Origin of the sequence: Gordonia sp. Swx-4 (assembly GCF_030316175.1) — a bacterium.
GTDB lineage: Bacteria > Actinomycetota > Actinomycetes > Mycobacteriales > Mycobacteriaceae > Gordonia > Gordonia alkanivorans.
The window spans coordinates 2186037-2204579 of sequence record NZ_CP128197.1 but is presented as its reverse complement, the minus strand read 5'-3'; the positions used below and the strand labels follow the sequence as shown (position 1 = coordinate 2204579).

Here is an 18543-nt window from a genome sequence, read left to right as displayed (position 1 = left end):
CTCAATCCTGTGTTCGGCAGATCCATGCGGATCTAGTCATCGTTCAGGTCACCGTCGGTGGCCAGTACCTTCGAGTCTGACGGCTGAGGTGACAATTTGGCGAATCGGGGATCCGACAACAACTCCTCGTCGAGGTCGTCGATGAGGTCGACGTCGGGCAGCAGCGGCGCCAGATCGGGCAGTTCGGACAGCGAGGCCAGGCCGAGCCGCTCCAGGAACATCTCGGTGGTCGCGTAGGTCGTGGCGTTGGTCTGCGGGTCCTGGCCGACCTCGTTGATCAGGCCGCGGGCGACGAGCGTCCGGATCACACCGTCGACGTTCACACCACGGATCGCGCTGACACGCGCACGCGTCACCGGCTGCCGGTAGGCGATCACCGCGAGCGTCTCCAGGGCCGCGCGCGTCAGCTTGGACCGCGCTCCGTCGAGCAGCAATCGCTCCACATACGGCGCGTAGTCGGCCCGCGTGTAGAAGCGCCAGCCGTCGCCGGCGAAACGCAGGTCGAAACCGCTGCGCGCCGCGGTGAACTCCGACGACATGGCATTGAGCATCTCGCGCACCCGTGTCCGGTCCTGGTCGACGGCATTGGCCAGCTCCTCGGTGGTCACCGGGGTGTCGACGACGAGCAGCACGGCCTCCAGCGCCGACCGCAGGGTTTCATCGTCGAGGACCTCGGCCTCGTCGGCCACCGCCTCGTCGTTCACGTCGTCGGCGTCGTCGATCGGTCCGTCGGTCATCCGTAGTCCTCTGCCTTGTCGATGCGCAGGTCGTCGATCTGGCGCTCACCGGTCCACATCACGGCGAGATCGCCGAGCGCCTCGGGTTGTTCGAAGGTAATGGCCTGCTCGCGGTAGAGCTCCAACAGACCCAGGAAGCTACCGACGATCTCCAGCCCACTCTCGCAGTCGGCGGTGAGATCGCGGAAGTGGACCCACTCCCCGACCGACGCGCTCAGCAAAGCCGCCATCCGCCGGGCCTGACCGGGCACCGACACCGACTGGACGTCGTGGAGATGGTCGAGTCCGACGGTCGGCACCGGCCGCGGGGTCAGCGCGGTCGCGGCCACCTGCACGAACCCGTTCGCGTCGACGCCGAGCGTGACCTCCGGCAGCAGGTCCTCGAACCGCTGCTCCAGCGAGACTGCGCGCGGATAGCGTTGCAGCGCAGCGGCTTCCAGCTCGCCGAACAACTGTGCCACCTGCTTGTACGCGCGGTACTGGAGCAGTCGGGCGAACAGCAGGTCACGGGCTTCGAGGAGTGCGAGGTCCTCGGGGTCGTCGACCTCGCCCGACGGCAGCAGCCGTGCCGCCTTGAGATCGAGCAGCGTGGCCGCCACGACGAGGAACTCGGTGGTCTGGTCGAGCCCGACCTCCGGTCCGAGCTCGCGGGTGTAGGCGATGAAGTCGTCGGTCACCACGTGCAGCGCGACCTCGGTGACATCGAGCCGGTGCTGCGAGATCAGGTTCAGCAGCAGGTCGAACGGGCCCTCGAAGTTGCGGAGTTTGACGCGGAAACCGGATTCGGGGGCCTCGGATTCAGCGGCGTCGTTCTCCGCGGGGGTGTCGCCGACCGGCTCCGACACCTCGACCGGCGCCGGCGCATCGGGTCCGTCCACCTCGGGTGCAGAAGGATCGGACACGGCCGGGTCGGTGTCGACGGTCATGCGCCCTTGAGGTTGCGCGCGATCACCTCGCGCGCCAGCGCCCGGTACGCCTTCGCGCCGGCCGAGCGGGGTGCCCAGGACGTGATCGGTTCACCGGCGACGCTCGTCTCCGGGAAACGGACCGTACGGGAGATCACGGTGTCGTAGACGGCCTCGCCGAACACCTCGACGACACGCGCCATCACCTCGCGGGAGTGCAGCGTGCGGGCGTCGAACATGGTGACGAGGATGCCCCCGAGGTCCAGGCGCGGGTTGAGACGGTCGCGCACCTTGTTGATCGTGTCGGTGAGCAGCGCCAGGCCGCGCAGCGAGAAATACTCGCACTCCATCGGGATGAGCACGGTGTCCGAGCAGGCGAGGGCGTTCACGGTGAGCAGGCCCAGCGACGGCTGGCAGTCGATGAGCACCACGTCGTAGCGGTCCAGGACGGGGTGCAGCGCACGGCCCAGGGACTGTTCGCGCCCCACCTCGGTGACGAGCTGGATCTCCGCTGCCGAGAGGTCGATGTTGCTCGGCAGGAGGTCGAGTCCCTCGACGCGTGTCCGCATCAGCACCTCGTCGGTGGCCACCTGCGGCGGGACGAGGAGGTTGTAGACCGTCTGCTCGAGTTCGTGGTGCGGCACACCCAGACCCGCGGACAACGCACCCTGCGGGTCGAGGTCGACGAGCAGGACGCGACGGCCGTACTCGGCGAGCGCGGCACCGAGGTTGATGGTCGAGGTGGTCTTGCCGACCCCGCCCTTCTGGTTGCAGACGGCGATGACCGTCGCCGGACCGTGACGGTCGAGGGGTCGCGGTTCGGGAACCTCGCGATAGGGACGTCCGGTGGGGCCGATCTCGTCGGCCGCGTGGTGGTCGACCTCGTCGGCGTCATGACCCGGTGAGACCTGGATCCTGTACTGATCCCCCGCGGAGGTCACGACCGCGTCCCCGAACACTCGAGGCGGGTGCCAGACCGCGGTGCGCTCGGAGTGGTCACGTGCCCGCCGCTCCCTTCACTCTTCGGTGTCCGATGCGTGTCGGCCGGGCGGCGGATGCCGGTCCCTGGTCGACGACTCGTATCAGCCTAGGACATCGCGGACGTTCACCCGCGGTCGGCGCGCGGTCAGCGGGCACGCGGATGTGCGACGGCATAGACCTCACGCATCGTGTTCACCGTCACGAGTGTGTACACCTGCGTGGTGGTCACGGATGCGTGCCCGAGGAGCTCTTGGACGACGCGGACGTCGGCGCCGCCGTCGAGCAGATGCGTCGCGAAGCTGTGCCGCAACGTATGCGGGGAAACCGCCTTGTCCAGCCCGGCACGTTCGGCGGCGGTGACCAGTACCTGCCAGGCCGACTGCCGGGAGAGGCGCCCACCCCGGGCGTTGAGGAACAGCGCCGGCGTCGCCCGCGACACCAGCGCGGGACGACCGCGGACCAGGTAGGCGTCGATGGCGTCGATCGCCGGTCCGCCGAGCGGGACGAGACGTTCCTTGCCGCCCTTGCCCCGCAGACGCACCGCCCGGGTGTCGAGGTCGAGGTCGTCGATGTCGAGTGAGGTCGCCTCGGAGATGCGGGCTCCGCAGCTGTAGAGGAACTCCAGCAGGGCACGGTCGCGCAGGGCGCGGGGATGGTCGTCGGCGCCGGCGGCCTCCAGGATCGCCAGCACCTCGTCGACCGGTAGCGACTTCGGCAGACGCCGCGCCGGACGCGGCGGACGGACCGCATGCGCGACGTCGGTCGTGACGATCCCCTCCTCGACTGCGAACTTGTGAAAACGCCTCGTCGCCACCAGGGTTCGCGCAATCGAGCTGTCCGCGAGTGGCGTGAACCCGGCATCGGGATCACCTCGACGAAGATCGACGAGGAACTCGCGCACGTCCTCCTCGGCCACCGCGTCCAGCGACGCGATGTCGCGCGATTCGAGATACCGCTTGTACCGCTCGAGGTCCCGGCGATACGAGGACACCGTGTTGGCCGCCGCACCCCGTTCGACGGTGAGGTGATCGAGGAAACGCGAGATGTCGGCGGCGATCGTCACAGGCGACCCACCGCTCGGGTACTCACGGCTGGGGTACTCACGAGCGGCGCCGACGATCGCGAAGCGCGGTGGGTTCGTCGGTCCACGGCGCGTCGACGCCCCGTAGACCGGTCCCCGACCGTTCCGCCGCCGTGGCGGCCAGGATGCCCGCGACGCTCGTGGCGTTCACGATCTCCCCGGCCAGCACCATCGCGACGGCGTCGTCGAGCGGCACCCATTCGACCTCCAGGTCGGCTTCCTCGTCGACGCGCTCCGCCTCGTCGAGGTGATGCAGGTCCTCGGCGAGGTAGAGACGGAGCGCCTCGTCGGTGAACCCCGGCGACAACGCCAGGTCGACGAGCACGTGCCAGGTGCCGGCGGCCAGGTCGGCCTCCTCGGCCAGTTCGCGCTGCGCCGCCGTCAGCGGTGCCTCACCGTCCTGGTCGAGAAGGCCGGCAGGCAACTCGAGAAGTCGACGGCCGATCGGATGCCGGTACTGACGCACCATCGCGATCCGGCCGTTCTCGTCACGGGCGAGGACCGCCACCGCACCGAAGTGCTCGACGACCTCCCGCTCCGCGATACGTCCCCCGGGCATGGCCACGTCGTCGACGCGCAGCGTGATGATCGCCCCGTCGTAGACGGTGCGGGTGCCGGTGACGTCGAACTCGTGGCCACCCAAGCCCGTCAGCCCTCGGTGCCGGTCTGGTCGATCCCGGCGACCGGCTCGACGGTGACGTCGTTGACCGCCGCGACGGTGTCGGCGGGCGCGTCGTTCGACTCGTAGTCGTCACCGAGATCCACCGGAAGCCGTTCGGCTGCCTTGTATTTCAGTGCCGCCTCGATGAACGAGCGGAACAGCGGATGGGGACGGGTCGGCCGGCTCTTGAGCTCCGGGTGCGCCTGGGTGGCGACGAAGAACGGATGAACCGACTTCGGGTACTCGACGAACTCGACGAGGTGCCCGTCGGGCGAGGTGCCCGAGAAGACCAGACCCGAATCGGCGATCTTGTCGCGGTAGGCGTTGTTGACCTCGAAGCGGTGACGGTGACGCTCGGACACCTCACGGGAGCCGTAGGACTCGGCCACGACCGAACCCGCCTTCAGGACGGCGTCGTAGGCGCCGAGGCGCATCGTGCCACCCAGGTCCGCCTCGCCGGCGACCGCGTCGGCCTGGTCGGCCATGGTCGAGATGACCGGATGCGGGGTGTCGGGATCGAACTCCGTCGAGCTGGCCTCGTCGAGACCCACCGAGCGTGCCGCCTCGATGACCACGCACTGGAGACCCAGGCACAGACCGAGCAGCGGGATGCCCCGGCGGCGTGCATACGAGATCGCGCCGACCTTGCCCTCGATGCCGCGGATGCCGAAGCCGCCGGGGATCAGGATCGCGTCGACGTCGCCGAGTGCGGCCTGCGCACCCGCCGGGGTGTCGCAGTCATCCGACGGCACCCATTTGATCTCGGTGCGCGCCTTCCAGGCGAAGCCGCCGGCACGGATGGCCTCGGTGACCGACAGGTAGGCGTCGGGCAGGTCGACGTACTTGCCGACCAGCGCGACCCGCACCGTCTCGCGCGGCTCGTGGACGCGGTGGAGCAGCTCGCCCCAGACCGTCCAGTCGACATCGCGGAACGGCAGCCCGAGCTTGCGGACCACATAAGCGTCGAGGTGCTCGTTGTGCAGCACCTTGGGGATGTCGTAGATCGACGGCGCGTCGGGGGTCGAGATCACGCCGTCGAGCTCGACGTCGCACATCAGCGCGATCTTCTTCTTGAGTCCCTCGGGCACGTCGCGGTCGCAGCGCAGGATCAGCGCGTCGGGCTGGATACCGACGTTGCGCAGCGCGGCGACCGAATGCTGGGTCGGCTTGGTCTTCAGCTCACCCGACGGCGCGAGGTACGGGACCAGCGAGACGTGGAGGAAGAAGACGTTGTCGCGACCGACCTCGTGGCGCACCTGGCGCGCAGCCTCGATGAACGGGAGCGACTCGATGTCGCCGACCGTGCCACCGATCTCGGTGATGACGACGTCGGGAACCTCGCCGTCGGCGTCGGGCTCGCCCATGGCCAGCACACGGGACTTGAGCTCGTCGGTGATGTGCGGGATGACCTGCACGGTCTCACCGAGGTACTCGCCGCGTCGCTCCTTGGCGATGACCGTCGAATACACCTGTCCCGTGGTCACATTCGCCGACTGCGAGAGGTTGCGGTCCAGGAAGCGCTCGTAGTGTCCGACGTCGAGGTCGGTCTCGGCGCCGTCCTCGGTCACGAAGACCTCTCCGTGCTGGAACGGGTTCATCGTGCCGGGATCGACGTTCAGATAGGGATCGAGCTTCTGCATCGTGACCCGTAGGCCCCGAGAAGTGAGAAGTTGACCCAGGCTCGAGGCCGTGAGGCCCTTACCCAGTGAAGAAGCGACGCCACCAGTGACGAAGATGTGCTTGGTGTCGTGAACGTGTCGCAAAGGTCGCAAAAGCGTGTCTCCCGTCGGCCGAATCGGGGCGGATGCCCTGATTACCTACGGGACTCCAGGGTAACACCACTGTGCCGCCGCGCTGTACCGCCACACCGACGCGCGGCGTGGCGGTACTCACTCCGACGACGTGATCGGCTCGATTGCGGCGGTCCCGATGGTGTCAGGCGGCCGGCTTGCCGTCGGCCCCGACGGTGACCGCGGTGGCGCCGGCGCCGGTTCCGTAGGACCCGGTCGCACCCTTGCCCTCGGCGGCGAGCGCCAGGACGGTGGTGATCAGGCCGGTCGGCTGATCGACGTTGTCGACGGTGGACACGGCGTTGGTCAACGACGGGTCGGCGCGGACCACGGCGATCGGTGAGCCGCCGTTCGCCGAACCGGTCCGACCGACGAGCACTCCGCCCACGCCACGGACGGATGCCGCCGCGGCCAGGCGTGCGACCACAGCACCCTGGGCGCCCGAGTCGGGGCCGAACTCGTCGCCGGTCACGACAACCATCAGATCGGCCGGTGTGACGGCGTTGTTGGCGTAGTCGATGAACCCACCGTCACGCAGGGCGGCCAACCCGGTCCGGCGGTCCGCGGACGACGCTGGGCGGGTCGTCTTCCCGGAGAGCACGAGTGTTCCGAGCAGGTCGCCGGCCCGGCTGCCCGAGTCGGTCAGCTCGGCACGCAGGATCGCTCCCGGCGGGATCGTCTGGTCAACGATGGTGCGCAGCTGCTCGGCGTTCTGGTCGCTCAGGAGGGACTCGGTCAGCGCGATCTGACCGGCGAAGCGCGCGCCGGCGCCCGAGATGTTCTCCTTCACGGCGTCCACGTCGGCCTCGGCCGCGTTCGGCGCGGTCACCACGAGAACCGACTGGCCGCGCAGAGTGTTGGCGATGAGCCGGGGCCCGATCGCCAGGTCGAAACTGTTGGCCGCGTTCAGTTTCGCGTTCAGGTCGTCGCGCTGGTTCTCGAGATCACCGATGCGGTCCCGGCTGGTGCCGGTCATCGAGTTCACGCGATCGCCGACGAACCCCGAGCCGAGGAACAGTCCGAGCGCCAATGCCAGGAATACCGCGACCAGTGAGATCGCATGCTGTCGTAGCGAAATCATCGCCTATCGGTTCCAGACCTCTCGTGCCCAGTCGAGCAGCGCATTCCACTGCGTGACAATCCAATCGGTGACGTCGGCGCCGGTGTTGGACAGCAGCAGCGCCGCGATCACGGCGACCAGTGCGGCCAGGACGACACATGCGATCGCGGCACCTGAGACGCGGCTGCGGTACAGCGTCGCAACGGCTTTCGCGTCGACGAGCTTCTGTCCGACCTTGAGGCGGGTCAGGAACATCGACGGGTTGCTCTCGCGACGCGAACGGTCGAAGAAGTCGTCGAGCGTGCCGGGGTAGCCGACGGTGACGATCAGGTCGGCACCGTGGTAGTCGGTCAGCAGCAGGGCGAGGTCTTCCGCGGAACCGGCCGCGGGGAAGGTGGTCGCACCGATACCGAGATCCTGGATGCGCTCGAGGCCTGCGGCGTGGCCATCGGTGTCGGCCGGAAGGACCAACTGGGCACCGGATTTCAGCGTCGGGGTCTTGATGTTCTCCGGATCGCCGACGATGATCGCGGGCTTGTAGCCGGCCTTGGTCAGGGTGTCGGCACCGGTACCGACGCCGACCATCACCGGCTGGTACTCCTTGATGAACGGCTTGAGTGCGCGCAGATCTGCGGCTCGGTCGGCGCCTTCGCCGACGATGATCACGTGCCGGCCGGCGAGGTCGACGTCGATGTCCGGCACGCCGACACCGTCGATCAGCAACGGGGACTCGCTGCGGATGAACTCGATCGTGTTGCCCGAGAACGCTTCCAGATGATCGACGAGGCCCGCCTTGGCGCCGATCATGATGTCGGCGATGTCGCGCTCGTCGAGCTCGGTGCCCAGGGCCAGTCGACGCTCACCGACGAACAGGCGGTCGTCGTGGACGCGCACCTTGGCGCCGTCCTTGACACGCTTGAAGATCTCCGGACCCACATCGTCGAGGAGCACGATGCCGGAGGCGACGAGCACCTCCGGGCCGAGGTTCGGGTAGCGGCCGGTGATCGAGCGGGAGACGTTGACCACCGCGACCACGTTGGCCTCGACGAGGGCGTCGGCGGTGACGCGGTCGAGGTCGACCTCGTCGAGGATGGCGATGTCACCCGGGCCGACCCGACTGAGCAGCCGCTTGGTGTTCTTGTCGATCCTGGCGATACCGGTCACGCCAGGCAGTTCTTCGGTGTTACGCGCGAGCAGTGCAGGCATCTTCATGCCCGCAATGATTGACCGAACACACGACGGAGCCCGGGAGGCGCGCCGTAACACGAGAAACTTTTGTCACACAAGCAACACGGGCACCAGCCCGTCCGAGTTCAGTGCGCGGCCCGTTCGGCCTCCGCGGTGGCCAGTAGTTCCTCGGCGTGCGCGCGTCCGGTGTCGGACTCCCCCAGGCCGGCGAGCATGCGTGCGAGTTCGGCGACACGCTCGTCACGGTCGAGGGTCCGCACACTGCTGGTGACCAGCGCACCCTTCTTGGACTTGCCGATCACGAGGTGGTTGTCGGCGAAAGCCGCGACCTGCGGCAGGTGCGTGACCACGATGACCTGATGGGCTCGGGCCAGCCGCGAGAGACGCTTGCCGATCTCCACCGCCGCACGACCGCCGACGCCGGCGTCGACCTCGTCGAACACCATGACCGAACCGGAGGTCGGCGCGGCGAGGACAACCTCCAGCGCGAGCATCACACGCGACAGTTCACCGCCCGACGCCGACTTCGCGATCGGGAGCGGCGTGGCCCCGGGGTGCGCGACCAGCGCGAACTCGACCTTGTCGGCTCCGTCGGCCCCGGCATGGGCGCGGGTCCCGGCGACCGTGATCGCGAGCCGGTCCTCGGGCGAGGCGGGTTCGGGACTGACGGAGACCGCCAGAGCCGAGTCGCCCATGGCGAGGCCCTTCAGCTCCTTGGACACCTTGTCCGCCATCGACGACGCCGCCTTGACGCGCAGCGAGTGCAGTTTGGCCGCAGCGGCCTCGACCTTCTCCAGCGCCGTAGCGGCCGCGGACTCGAGCTCTTCGATGGATGCCCGCGGGTCCTCGATCTCGGCGAGTCGGGCCTGCGCCTTGTGCCGCCAATCGATGACGCCGTCGACGTCGGGTGCGTACTTGCGCACGAGGGACTTGAGTTCGGCCTGGCGGGCCAGGAGTTTGTCGAGTTCGTCGGCATCCGCCGGGAGACTCGAGGTGAACGCGGTCAGTTCGGCCCCCACGTCGGTGATGACGGTGAGCGCCTCGGAGACGCGTGGGACCAGTCCTCGCAGGGTGTCGTCGGCGGCGCCCTCGAGGAGTGTGCGGACGGAGCCCAATCCCTCGATGACCGATGCCCCCGAGTCGCCGGCGACGATGTGGTGGGCCTGATCGGCGGCCCCGCGGATGGACTCGAGGTCGGACAGACGCCTGATCGTCGCGGTCAGATCCTCGTCCTCGCCCGGGAGCGGATCGACCGCGGCGATCTCGTCGATGCCGAAGCGGAGCCGGTCGGCTTCCTGTGCGAGCTCGCGGTAGTTGGCGCGACGGGCATCGAGCTCGTCGAGGATGTCGACCCACGCGGTCCGCGCCTTGCGGTAGGCCTCCAGCGCGGACGATGCCTTCGATCCGCCGAACGTGTCGAGAGCCGCACGCTGATGCTCCGGACGAAGCAGACGCAACTGATCGTTCTGTCCGTGGATGGCCAGGACCGCGGTGGTGAGCTGACCCATCACGCCGGCGGGGACCGAACGGCCACCCAGATGAGCGCGGGAGCGCCCGTCGGCGCTCACCGAGCGCACCGCGATCACGGTGTCGTCGTCGTCGAGTTCGGCTCCGGTGGAGTCGAGGATGTCGGCGACCACCGGATCCTTCTGCACGCCCTCGGCGTTCGCCAGCCGGAAACGACCCTCGACGATCGCCTTGGCGCTACCTGTTCGGACGCGGGTCGCGTCGGCGCGCGCACCCGACAGCAGGTGCAGGCTGGTGACGATCATCGTCTTCCCCGCGCCGGTCTCACCGGTCAGCACCGTGAAGCCCGGGTGGAAACGCGCCTGCGCCTCCTCGATGACACCGAGTCCGGTGATCGACAGTTCTTCGAGCACCCCTATGCCTGCCTCCCTCGCCATCCCGTGACCGGGAGGGCGAACTTGGTCACGAGCCGGTCGGCGAACGGATCGGAGTCGATCCGGATCCAGTTGACCGAACGATCGCTGCGTACGACCTCGACGCGGGCGCCGGCCGGCACGTCGAGTGCTCGACGGCCGTCGCACAGCGCCACCGCCGAGCGTCCGTTCTTGTCCACTTCCACGGCGATGCGCGACCGCGGGCTCGTCACCATGGGCCGAGCGAACAGCGCGTGGGCGTTGTTGGGCACCACGAGGATGGCCTCGAGGTCCGGCCACATCACCGGGCCGCCCGCGGAGAATGCGTAGGCCGTCGACCCGGTCGGGGTCGCGACCAGCACGCCGTCCGCGCCGAATGCCGATACCGGGCGACCATCGACCTCGGTGACGAGTTCGAGCACACCGTTCTTGCTGGTGTTGAGGATCGCGACCTCGTTGAGCGCCCAGCTGCTCGCCGTCGGCGGGTCGGGGTCGGCCGGGTCGACGATGTCGATCTCGAGCGTCATCCGCGGTTCGATGCGGTAGTCGCGGGCGATGAGCTGATTCATCACCTCGTCGACCTTGTGCGCCTCCGATTCGGCGAGGAAGCCGATGTGCCCGAGGTTGATGCCCAGCACGGGCACCCCCGCCGGACATGCCAACTCGGCGGCGCGGAGAAACGTCCCGTCGCCGCCGAGGACGATGACGAGCTCACATCCCTCGGCCGAGGCGGACTCGGCGGTGGTCACCTCGACCACGGCGCCCAGGGACCGGAGGTACTCGGGATCGACGGGTACGTTTCCGGGTCGCGACTGCTGATCGTCGCGGTTGCGGTAGATCACGTCATGATCGGGGGCGTCCCGGTCGAGGGTGTCGTGGTCGACGACGCGCAGCGCGACACCGGCGGCACCGCAGTGGCGGGCGATGGCCTCGATCGTCTCGAGGACGTTCTCGCGTCCGGTGTGGGCGACCACCAAGAACTCGCGGGCACCGGCGGACTCGGCTACCGAATCGTCGGTCACTGGTGGTTCCCTCCCAGAGAAGTGTGGTCGGACGTGTGTGGTCGAGCAGGAACGAGATGAGCAGGCGCCGGCCGATTCGGACTCAGCTCGGCCCCTCCGCGACCGCACGCTCGATCATGGAGCGGAGTTCGTCGGACGATGCCGACGGGTCGACCCTATCGCTCTCCCCCGACTCCTCGCCCGCCCGGCCACCGGGCTCGTTGCGCAGCCAGAGGAAGAACTCGACGTTGCCCGACGGGCCCGGCAGCGGACTGGCCACGACGCCACGGGTCACGAGCCCGAGTGCGGCCGCCTCTGTCGCCACCGCCAGCACGGCCTCGGCACGCAGAGCGGGGTCGCGCACGACGCCGCCGGAGCCGACGCGGTCCTTGCCCACCTCGAACTGCGGCTTGACCATGGGCAGCAGATCGGCACCCGGCACCGCGCAGCGCGCGAACGCCGGCAGGACGAGTCCCAACGAGATGAAGGACAGGTCGGCCACCACGACGTCCACCGGACCACCGATCGCTTCCGGTTCGAGGTGCCGGACGTTGGTGCGGTCGTGTACGTGAACGCGGTCGTCGTTCTGCAGACGCCAGATCAGTTGTCCGTAACCGACATCCACGGCGACGACCTCCCGGACGTCGCGACGCAGCAGGACATCGGTGAAGCCGCCGGTCGAGGCACCTGCATCGAGGCATCGGCGACCTGCCAGGGACAGCCCTTGGGGCTCGAACGCCTCGAGAGCACCGAGGAGTTTGTGGGCGCCGCGCGACGCCCAGTCGTCCTTCGGTGCTTCCACCACGACGATCGGGGTATCCCTGGTGACACCGGTCGCGGCCTTCGCCGCCACCGTTCCGTTGACCTTCACGACGCCGGCATCGACGAGTTCGCGCGCCTGCTCCCGGGATCGGGCCAGGCCACGCCGGACGAGTTCCGCGTCGAGTCGCGCTCTGGTGGCCATCGTCAGTGCCGCGTCCGGAGTCGGATCATCGGCGGTCCACCGCGTCGAGCGCCGCGGTGAGGGCGTCGTGAGCCTGCTCGAGGAGGTTGGCCTGACGCTCGAGGGCAGCGAGCGAGAAGGTGTCACCGACCGACTCCCGGAGATCGTCGACCTGCACGAGGAGCTCGGAGACGGTGGCCTCGACGTCGGGCAGGTCGAGTGCGGCGTCTGCGCCCGACGAGGGATCGTCGTTGAGTGCCGCCATCGGGTCGTACTGACGACGCGGCATGGCGCCCGGACCGGGTCGGGGCGCCATGCTGTTCGGTGTCGGAACGCTGCTCAGGCCCGAAGGACTGCTCTCGTCACTCGGATAAGTCATCGTCACCCACGCTAGCCGACCAGGGTGACACCCAGCGACGCCAGCTTGTCGCGCGCCGGGCCCTCGGCACGAATCCGCAGTTCCTCCGGATCAGCGGTGCCCGCATCGACCGCGGCCCAGGTGGCAGCTGCCAGAGCAGGAACGAGTCCGATTACGTCGCCCGAGCCGGAGACAGTCACGGTGGACGCCTCCACGCTCACGGTCCAGCCCGGCTGATCGGCCACGCGAACCGCGTCGATCTCGTCGAACACGCCGGCCAGATCGTCGATGACGTAGGTGGGACGCTGCTCCGGCGGAGCGGCCAGCAGGTCGGTGACCGTGCTGACGCCCGTGAGAACCAGTGCACTCTCGATGCCGACGGCGTGTGCGCCCTCGATGTCGGTGTCGAGACGGTCGCCCACGACGAGCGGTGAATTCGCCGCAGCACGGGCGATCGCGTCCGCCATCAGCGGGGCAGCCGGCTTGCCTGCGACGAGCGGCTCCTTGCCGGTGGCGTTACGCAGTGCGGCGACCATCGAACCGTTGCCGACGAGCAGACCGCGCTCGGACGGCAGTGTGGCGTCGACATTGGTGGCCACCCACAGGGCGCCGGCCCGGATCGCCAGCGCGGCCTCGGACAGCTGGGCCCAACCGGTGTCGGTGGAGTGTCCCTGGATGACGGCTGCGGGACGGTCGTCGGCACTGCGCGTGACGCCGATGCCGACCTCGCGCACCTCTTGCGCCAGCCCGTCGGTGCCGATGACCAGCGCCCGCGACCCCGGAGGGAGATGCTCGGACAGCAACCGCGCCCCCGACTGAGCACTGGTGACGACGAGGTCGTCGGTCGCATCGAAGCCGAGCTCACGAAGGTGGGCGGCGACCTCTGCGGGACGACGACTCGCATTGTTCGTCACGAAGAAGCGAGGTATGTCGAGCCGGTCGAGGGTGTCGACCGCATTCGGCAGTGCCTGGTGGCCCGCGAAGACGGTTCCGTCGAGGTCCAGTAGCAGCGCATCGTATCGATCGACGAGTGCCTGCGACCCGGTACTGCCCTCTTCTATGTAGCTGGACGTCGCCGACAGGTCGGCAGTGCCTTCCAGGCTGTCGATCGTGTCGGTGTCGGCCGGCTCCGAAGAGGCGACCCGTTCGGGTGCAGTAACCGGCTCAGGAGCAGCGATCGGCTCGGGCACGGACACCGGTTCAGGTGCGGCCACCGGCTCAGGGTCAGCAACGGGCTCGGGAGCCGGGCTCGTCTCGGCCGGAGCAGGCTCGGCAGTCACAGGCTCTCCAGTTACCGCCTCCGGCTTCGCCTGCTCGGAGGCCGCCGGAACCTCGGACACCGCGCTGTCGGCGAGAACGTCGACTCCGTCGACGTCCGGCTCGCCGTTCCCGACGGGTGTGTCGTCGTTCGCGAGCTCGGTCAGGCGGAACTCGGCGTCGGTGACATCGTCGATGTCGGCGGCGGCCGCGTTCATGAACCAGGTGATGGCCTCGTCGCGGCGACCGGACGCGTACAGCGCCGATGCGTAGGCGTAGAAGAGGCGTGCCGGCCCGGTTCCCACTTGACCCGGTTTGAGGTTCTCGGCCTGTAGCGTCACGACCGCTTTCTCCGGCTCACCGAGGTCGATGCGTGCACCGGCTTCGACGATCCGCATCTCGGTGGCTTCCTCACCGGTGAGCGCACGGCCCTCGTCGCCACGGGCGATCTCGACGGCACGTTCTGGACGTCCCAGCCCACGCTCGCAGTCGGCGATGAGGGGCAGCAGCGCGTTGTTGCCGGTGATACGACGGGCAGCACGCAGTTCGGTGGCGGACTCCTGCCACTCGCCGGCGTTGTACGCGGCGATACCGGTGGTCTCCCGGACCACGCCGACACGGGAAGCACGGCCTCGTGCGGCACGGGCATGCTCGAGGGCGAGAGCCGGCTCTTCGAGAAGTAGTCGCGAGACCATCACCAGGTGTTTCGCGACGATCTCGGCATTCGCCTTGTCGAGGGTCAGCAGGTCGCGACGAACTTCCGGATCGAGATCCGACGCATTGAGGTCATCGGGTAGCGGCGGACCCTGCTGCCGGCGGCCACCGTCGCCGCGCTCACGCCCCGGACGGTCCGGGCGACGCCCCCGGCCCGAATCACCACGGCTGGAGTCGCCCTGGCCACGGGATCCCCGCTGACCTCGGGGGCCACCCTGGCCCCGCGACTCGCGCTGATCTCGCGTATCACGTTCACCGCGTCCGTCACGACGCGGACGATCACGATCACTCATAGCTGCCAATCTATGCCCTCGAACCTTGATGGGAAGCATCGCCGGCCACGTCGAGACGACGTGCGCGAACAAGAAAAGCCCCGTATCCGACGAAAGAAATCATCGAATACGGGGCCCTTCTGAAATTGTGTTCGGCGGTGTCCTACTCTCCCACACTGATTAAGGTGCAGTACCATTGGCGCTGGAGGGCTTAGCTTCCGGGTTCGGAATGGGGCCGGGCGTTTCCCCTCCGCTATGGCCGCCGTAACTTTATGAAACAACCAACAAACCGGTCATTTGTTTGTTGTGTGTTGTCTCAGAAGATGCATAGTGGATGCGAACACACCAAAACCTGTTGTTTTGGTGATGTTGTGGGTGTTGTTGGTAAGTCCTCGGCCGATTAGTACCAGTCACCTGAACACATTGCTGTGCGTACAGTTCTGGCCTATCAACCCCATGGTCTGTAGGGGGCCTTAACCCCGCAAAAGGGGGTGAGAAACCTCATCTTGGAACAGGCTTCCCGCTTAGATGCTTTCAGCGGTTATCCCTTCCGAACGTAGCTAACCAGCAGTGCCCCTGGCGGGACAACTGGCACACCAGAGGTTCGTCCGTCCCGGTCCTCTCGTACTAGGGACAGGTTTCCTCAAGTTTCTTACGCGCGCGGCGGATAGAGACCGAACTGTCTCACGACGTTCTAAACCCAGCTCGCGTGCCGCTTTAATGGGCGAACAGCCCAACCCTTGGGACCTACTCCAGCCCCAGGATGCGACGAGCCGACATCGAGGTGCCAAACCATCCCGTCGATATGGACTCTTGGGGAAGATCAGCCTGTTATCCCCGGGGTACCTTTTATCCGTTGAGCGACACCGCTTCCACTTGCCGGTGCCGGATCACTAGTCCCGACTTTCGTCCCTGCTCGACATGTACGTCTCACAGTCAAGCTCCCTTGTGCACTTACACTCAACACCTGATTGCCAACCAGGCTGAGGGAACCTTTGGGCGCCTCCGTTACTTTTTAGGAGGCAACCGCCCCAGTTAAACTACCCACCAGGCACTGTCCCTGAACCCGATCAGGGTCCGAGGTTAGAAGTCCAATACGATCAGAGTGGTATTTCAACAACGACTCCATGAACACTGGCGTGCCCACTTCACAGTCTCCCACCTATCCTACACAAACCGAACCGAACACCAATACCAAGCTATAGTGAAGGTCCCGGGGTCTTTTCGTCCTGCCGCGCGTAACGAGCATCTTTACTCGTACTGCAATTTCGCCGAGTCTGTGGTTGAGACAGCAGAGAAGTCGTTACGCCATTCGTGCAGGTCGGAACTTACCCGACAAGGAATTTCGCTACCTTAGGATGGTTATAGTTACCACCGCCGTTTACTGGGGCTTAAATTCTCAGCTTCGCCACCCAAAGGTGACTAACCGGTCCTCTTAACCTTCCAGCACCGGGCAGGCGTCAGTCCGTATACATCGTCTTACGACTTCGCACGGACCTGTGTTTTTAGTAAACAGTCGCTTCTCTCTGGTCTCTGCGACCCACACCCGCTCAGAGAGTAAATCTCGTCACCGGTCTGGGTCCCCCTTCTCCCGAAGTTACGGGGGCATTTTGCCGAGTTCCTTAACCACAGTTCTCTCGATCGCCTTAGTATTCTCTACCTGACCACCTGTGTTGGTTTGGGGTACGGGCCGTGTACCAACTCACTAGAGGCTTTTCTCGGCAGCATAGGATCATGGAATTCGCCGCAACGGCTACGCATCACCTCTCAGGCTATATGTGTTCCGGATTTGCCTAGAACACGCCCTACAGGCTTACACCAGTACAACCACTGACTGGCCCCACTACCTTCCTGCGTCACCCCATCGCTTGCCTACTACCAGCCAAGGTCCCATGCATCACCCCACCCGGCACCCGAAGGTGCTCCTGGGGGATCTGGATGGTTAGTACAACTGATTCAGCATGGGCGCGGATACACGGGTACGGGAATATCAACCCGTTGTCCATCGACTACGCCTGTCGGCCTCGCCTTAGGTCCCGACTCACCCTGGGCGGATTAGCCTGGCCCAGGAACCCTTGGTCATTCGGCGGAAGAGTTTCTCACTCTTCTTTCGCTACTCATGCCTGCATTCTCACTCCCACACCCTCCACCACTAGATCACTCTGTGGCTTCCACGGATGCAGGACGCTCCCCTACCCACCCACACACCTGGTTGACACTCCGTAGAACATCAACGGGCTAACGTGTGAGTGCCGCGGCTTCGGCGGTGTACTTGAGCCCCGCTACATTGTCGGCGCAGGATCACTTGACCAGTGAGCTATTACGCACTCTTTCAAGGGTGGCTGCTTCTAAGCCAACCTCCTGGTTGTCTTCGCGACCCCACATCCTTTTCCACTTAGTACACGCTTAGGGGCCTTAGCCGGCGATCTGGGCTGTTTCCCTCTCGACTACGAACCTTATCGCCCGCAGTCTCACTGCCACACTCTCACTTACCGGCATTCGGAGTTTGGCTGACGTCAGTAACCCTGTGGGGCCCATCGGCCATCCAGTAGCTCTACCTCCGGTAAGAAACATGTGACGCTGCACCTAAATGCATTTCGGGGAGAACCAGCTATCACGGAGTTTGATTGGCCTTTCACCCCTACCCACAACTCATCCCCTCCATTTTCAACTGAAGTGGGTTCGGGCCTCCACGACGTCTTACCGTCGCTTCACCCTGGCCATGGGTAGATCACTCCGCTTCGGGTCTAGACCCGGCGACTCAAACGCCCTATTCAGACTCGCTTTCGCTACGGCTACCCCACACGGGTTAACCTCGCCACCGAGCACTAACTCGCAGGCTCATTCTTCAAAAGGCACGCCATCACCCACCCTCCGAAGAGGCACAGGCTTTGACGGATTGTAAGCGTCCGGTTTCAGGTACTATTTCACTCCCCTCCCGGGGTACTTTTCACCTTTCCCTCACGGTACTTGTCCGCTATCGGTCACCAGGAAGTATTCAGGCTTACCGGGTGGTCCCGGCAGATTCACAGCAGATTCCACGAGCCCGCTGCTACTTGGGCACCCATCACGCAAGACCATGTGTTTTCAGCTACCGGACTCTCACCGTCTACGGCAGACCATTCCAGGCCACTTCACCTAACACACGATTTTCTGACTCACGCTTCCACAGGTAGATGGAAGAAGATGAACCCCACAACACCACACACACAACCCCTACCCGGTATCACATGCGCATGGTTTAGCCTCATCCGCTTTCGCTCGCCACTACTCACGGAATCACTTTTGTTTTCTCTTCCTATGGGTACTGAGATGTTTCACTTCCCCACGTTCCCTCCACACCCCCTATACATTCAGAGGTGGGTAACACGACATCACTCGTGCTGGGTTTCCCCATTCGGACACCCTCGGATCACAGCTCGTTTGACAACTCCCCGAGGACTATCGCGGCCTACCACGTCCTTCATCGGCTCCTGGTACCAAGGCATCCACCGAACGCCCTTACACACTTACAACAACACCTACAAACCACCCCCACACCACAACCAGACCACCCGAAGATGACCCAACCGCGTCACGAGGATCGAATGTAGACATCACAAAACAAACAAATTTCTGCTAAATCACAGACCAACGTCAACGTTGATTTGAAATAAAGATGCTCGCATCCACTATGCACTTCTCAAACAACACACACCGCACACCAACCCAGATC

Annotated in this window: 13 protein-coding genes and 2 rRNA genes; all 15 read right to left on the bottom strand. The window is 66.0% G+C overall.

What is annotated here, in order from left to right; genetic code table 11:
• Positions 1-32 precede the first annotated feature (32 nt).
• Positions 33-737 carry an SMC-Scp complex subunit ScpB gene (gene scpB / locus PWF70_RS09930; RefSeq protein ID WP_035752242.1) on the bottom strand — a complete coding sequence of 235 codons (705 nt, stop codon included), beginning with the start codon at positions 735-737 and terminating at the stop codon, positions 33-35.
• Positions 734-1663 (bottom strand): segregation and condensation protein A, encoded by a 930-nt coding sequence (locus PWF70_RS09925; RefSeq protein WP_035752239.1) that lies wholly within the window; start codon positions 1661-1663, stop codon positions 734-736. Before PWF70_RS09925 ends, scpB begins: the two co-directional genes overlap by 4 nt.
• Positions 1660-2601: a ParA family protein gene (locus PWF70_RS09920; protein WP_006360847.1), complete on the bottom strand. Its 942-nt coding sequence runs from the start codon at positions 2599-2601 to the stop codon at positions 1660-1662. Before PWF70_RS09920 ends, PWF70_RS09925 begins: the two co-directional genes overlap by 4 nt.
• A gap of 167 nt (positions 2602-2768) precedes the next feature.
• Positions 2769-3686, bottom strand: a complete 918-nt coding sequence (gene xerD / locus PWF70_RS09915) for a site-specific tyrosine recombinase XerD (RefSeq protein WP_006360846.1) — start codon at positions 3684-3686, stop codon at positions 2769-2771.
• A 37-nt stretch (positions 3687-3723) separates the two neighbouring features.
• Positions 3724-4347 carry an NUDIX domain-containing protein gene (locus tag PWF70_RS09910; protein ID WP_006360845.1) on the bottom strand — a complete coding sequence of 208 codons (624 nt, stop codon included), beginning with the start codon at positions 4345-4347 and terminating at the stop codon, positions 3724-3726.
• Positions 4348-4352: 5 nt separating this feature from the next.
• Positions 4353-6137 carry a CTP synthase gene (gene pyrG, locus PWF70_RS09905; protein WP_075862581.1) on the bottom strand — a complete coding sequence of 595 codons (1785 nt, stop codon included), beginning with the start codon at positions 6135-6137 and terminating at the stop codon, positions 4353-4355.
• Positions 6138-6300: 163 nt separating this feature from the next.
• A complete protein-coding gene (locus PWF70_RS09900; RefSeq protein WP_035752236.1) occupies positions 6301-7236 on the bottom strand; it encodes a copper transporter in 936 nt (311 codons plus the stop codon).
• A 3-nt stretch (positions 7237-7239) separates the two neighbouring features.
• Positions 7240-8427, bottom strand: a complete 1188-nt coding sequence (steA, locus tag PWF70_RS09895) for a putative cytokinetic ring protein SteA (RefSeq protein WP_035752234.1) — start codon at positions 8425-8427, stop codon at positions 7240-7242.
• A 101-nt stretch (positions 8428-8528) separates the two neighbouring features.
• Positions 8529-10283: a DNA repair protein RecN gene (gene recN / locus PWF70_RS09890; protein ID WP_075862582.1), complete on the bottom strand. Its 1755-nt coding sequence runs from the start codon at positions 10281-10283 to the stop codon at positions 8529-8531.
• 2 nt (positions 10284-10285) lie between these two features.
• On the bottom strand, positions 10286-11305 hold the full coding sequence (locus PWF70_RS09885; protein WP_006360840.1) for an NAD kinase: 1020 nt from the start codon (positions 11303-11305) through the stop codon (positions 10286-10288).
• An 82-nt stretch (positions 11306-11387) separates the two neighbouring features.
• The gene (locus PWF70_RS09880; protein WP_035752229.1) at positions 11388-12248 is read right to left on the bottom strand and encodes a TlyA family RNA methyltransferase; all 861 of its coding nucleotides are present in this window, start codon (positions 12246-12248) and stop codon (positions 11388-11390) included.
• Positions 12249-12273: 25 nt separating this feature from the next.
• Positions 12274-12606, bottom strand: a complete 333-nt coding sequence (locus tag PWF70_RS09875; protein ID WP_035752526.1) for a hypothetical protein — start codon at positions 12604-12606, stop codon at positions 12274-12276.
• A gap of 11 nt (positions 12607-12617) precedes the next feature.
• Positions 12618-14849, bottom strand: a complete 2232-nt coding sequence (locus PWF70_RS09870; RefSeq protein ID WP_187346451.1) for an HAD-IIA family hydrolase — start codon at positions 14847-14849, stop codon at positions 12618-12620.
• Between the two features lie 129 nt (positions 14850-14978).
• Positions 14979-15095: ribosomal RNA gene (gene rrf / locus PWF70_RS09865) — 5S ribosomal RNA — on the bottom strand.
• 113 nt (positions 15096-15208) lie between these two features.
• Positions 15209-18343, bottom strand: a 23S ribosomal RNA gene (locus PWF70_RS09860).
• Positions 18344-18543 lie beyond the last annotated feature (200 nt).

What these genes read in the sequence shown, in the direction of transcription:
- scpB (WP_035752242.1), bottom strand. Translation starts at nt 737, where the DNA reads ATGACCGACGGACCGATCGACGACGCCGACGACGTGAACGACGAGGCG.
- steA (WP_035752234.1), bottom strand. Translation starts at nt 8,427, where the DNA reads ATGAAGATGCCTGCACTGCTCGCGCGTAACACCGAAGAACTGCCTGGC.
- PWF70_RS09875 (WP_035752526.1), bottom strand. Translation starts at nt 12,606, where the DNA reads ATGACTTATCCGAGTGACGAGAGCAGTCCTTCGGGCCTGAGCAGCGTT.
- PWF70_RS09900 (WP_035752236.1), bottom strand. Translation starts at nt 7,236, where the DNA reads ATGATTTCGCTACGACAGCATGCGATCTCACTGGTCGCGGTATTCCTG.
- PWF70_RS09925 (WP_035752239.1), bottom strand. Translation starts at nt 1,663, where the DNA reads ATGACCGTCGACACCGACCCGGCCGTGTCCGATCCTTCTGCACCCGAG.
- PWF70_RS09870 (WP_187346451.1), bottom strand. Translation starts at nt 14,849, where the DNA reads ATGAGTGATCGTGATCGTCCGCGTCGTGACGGACGCGGTGAACGTGAT.
- PWF70_RS09880 (WP_035752229.1), bottom strand. Translation starts at nt 12,248, where the DNA reads ATGGCCACCAGAGCGCGACTCGACGCGGAACTCGTCCGGCGTGGCCTG.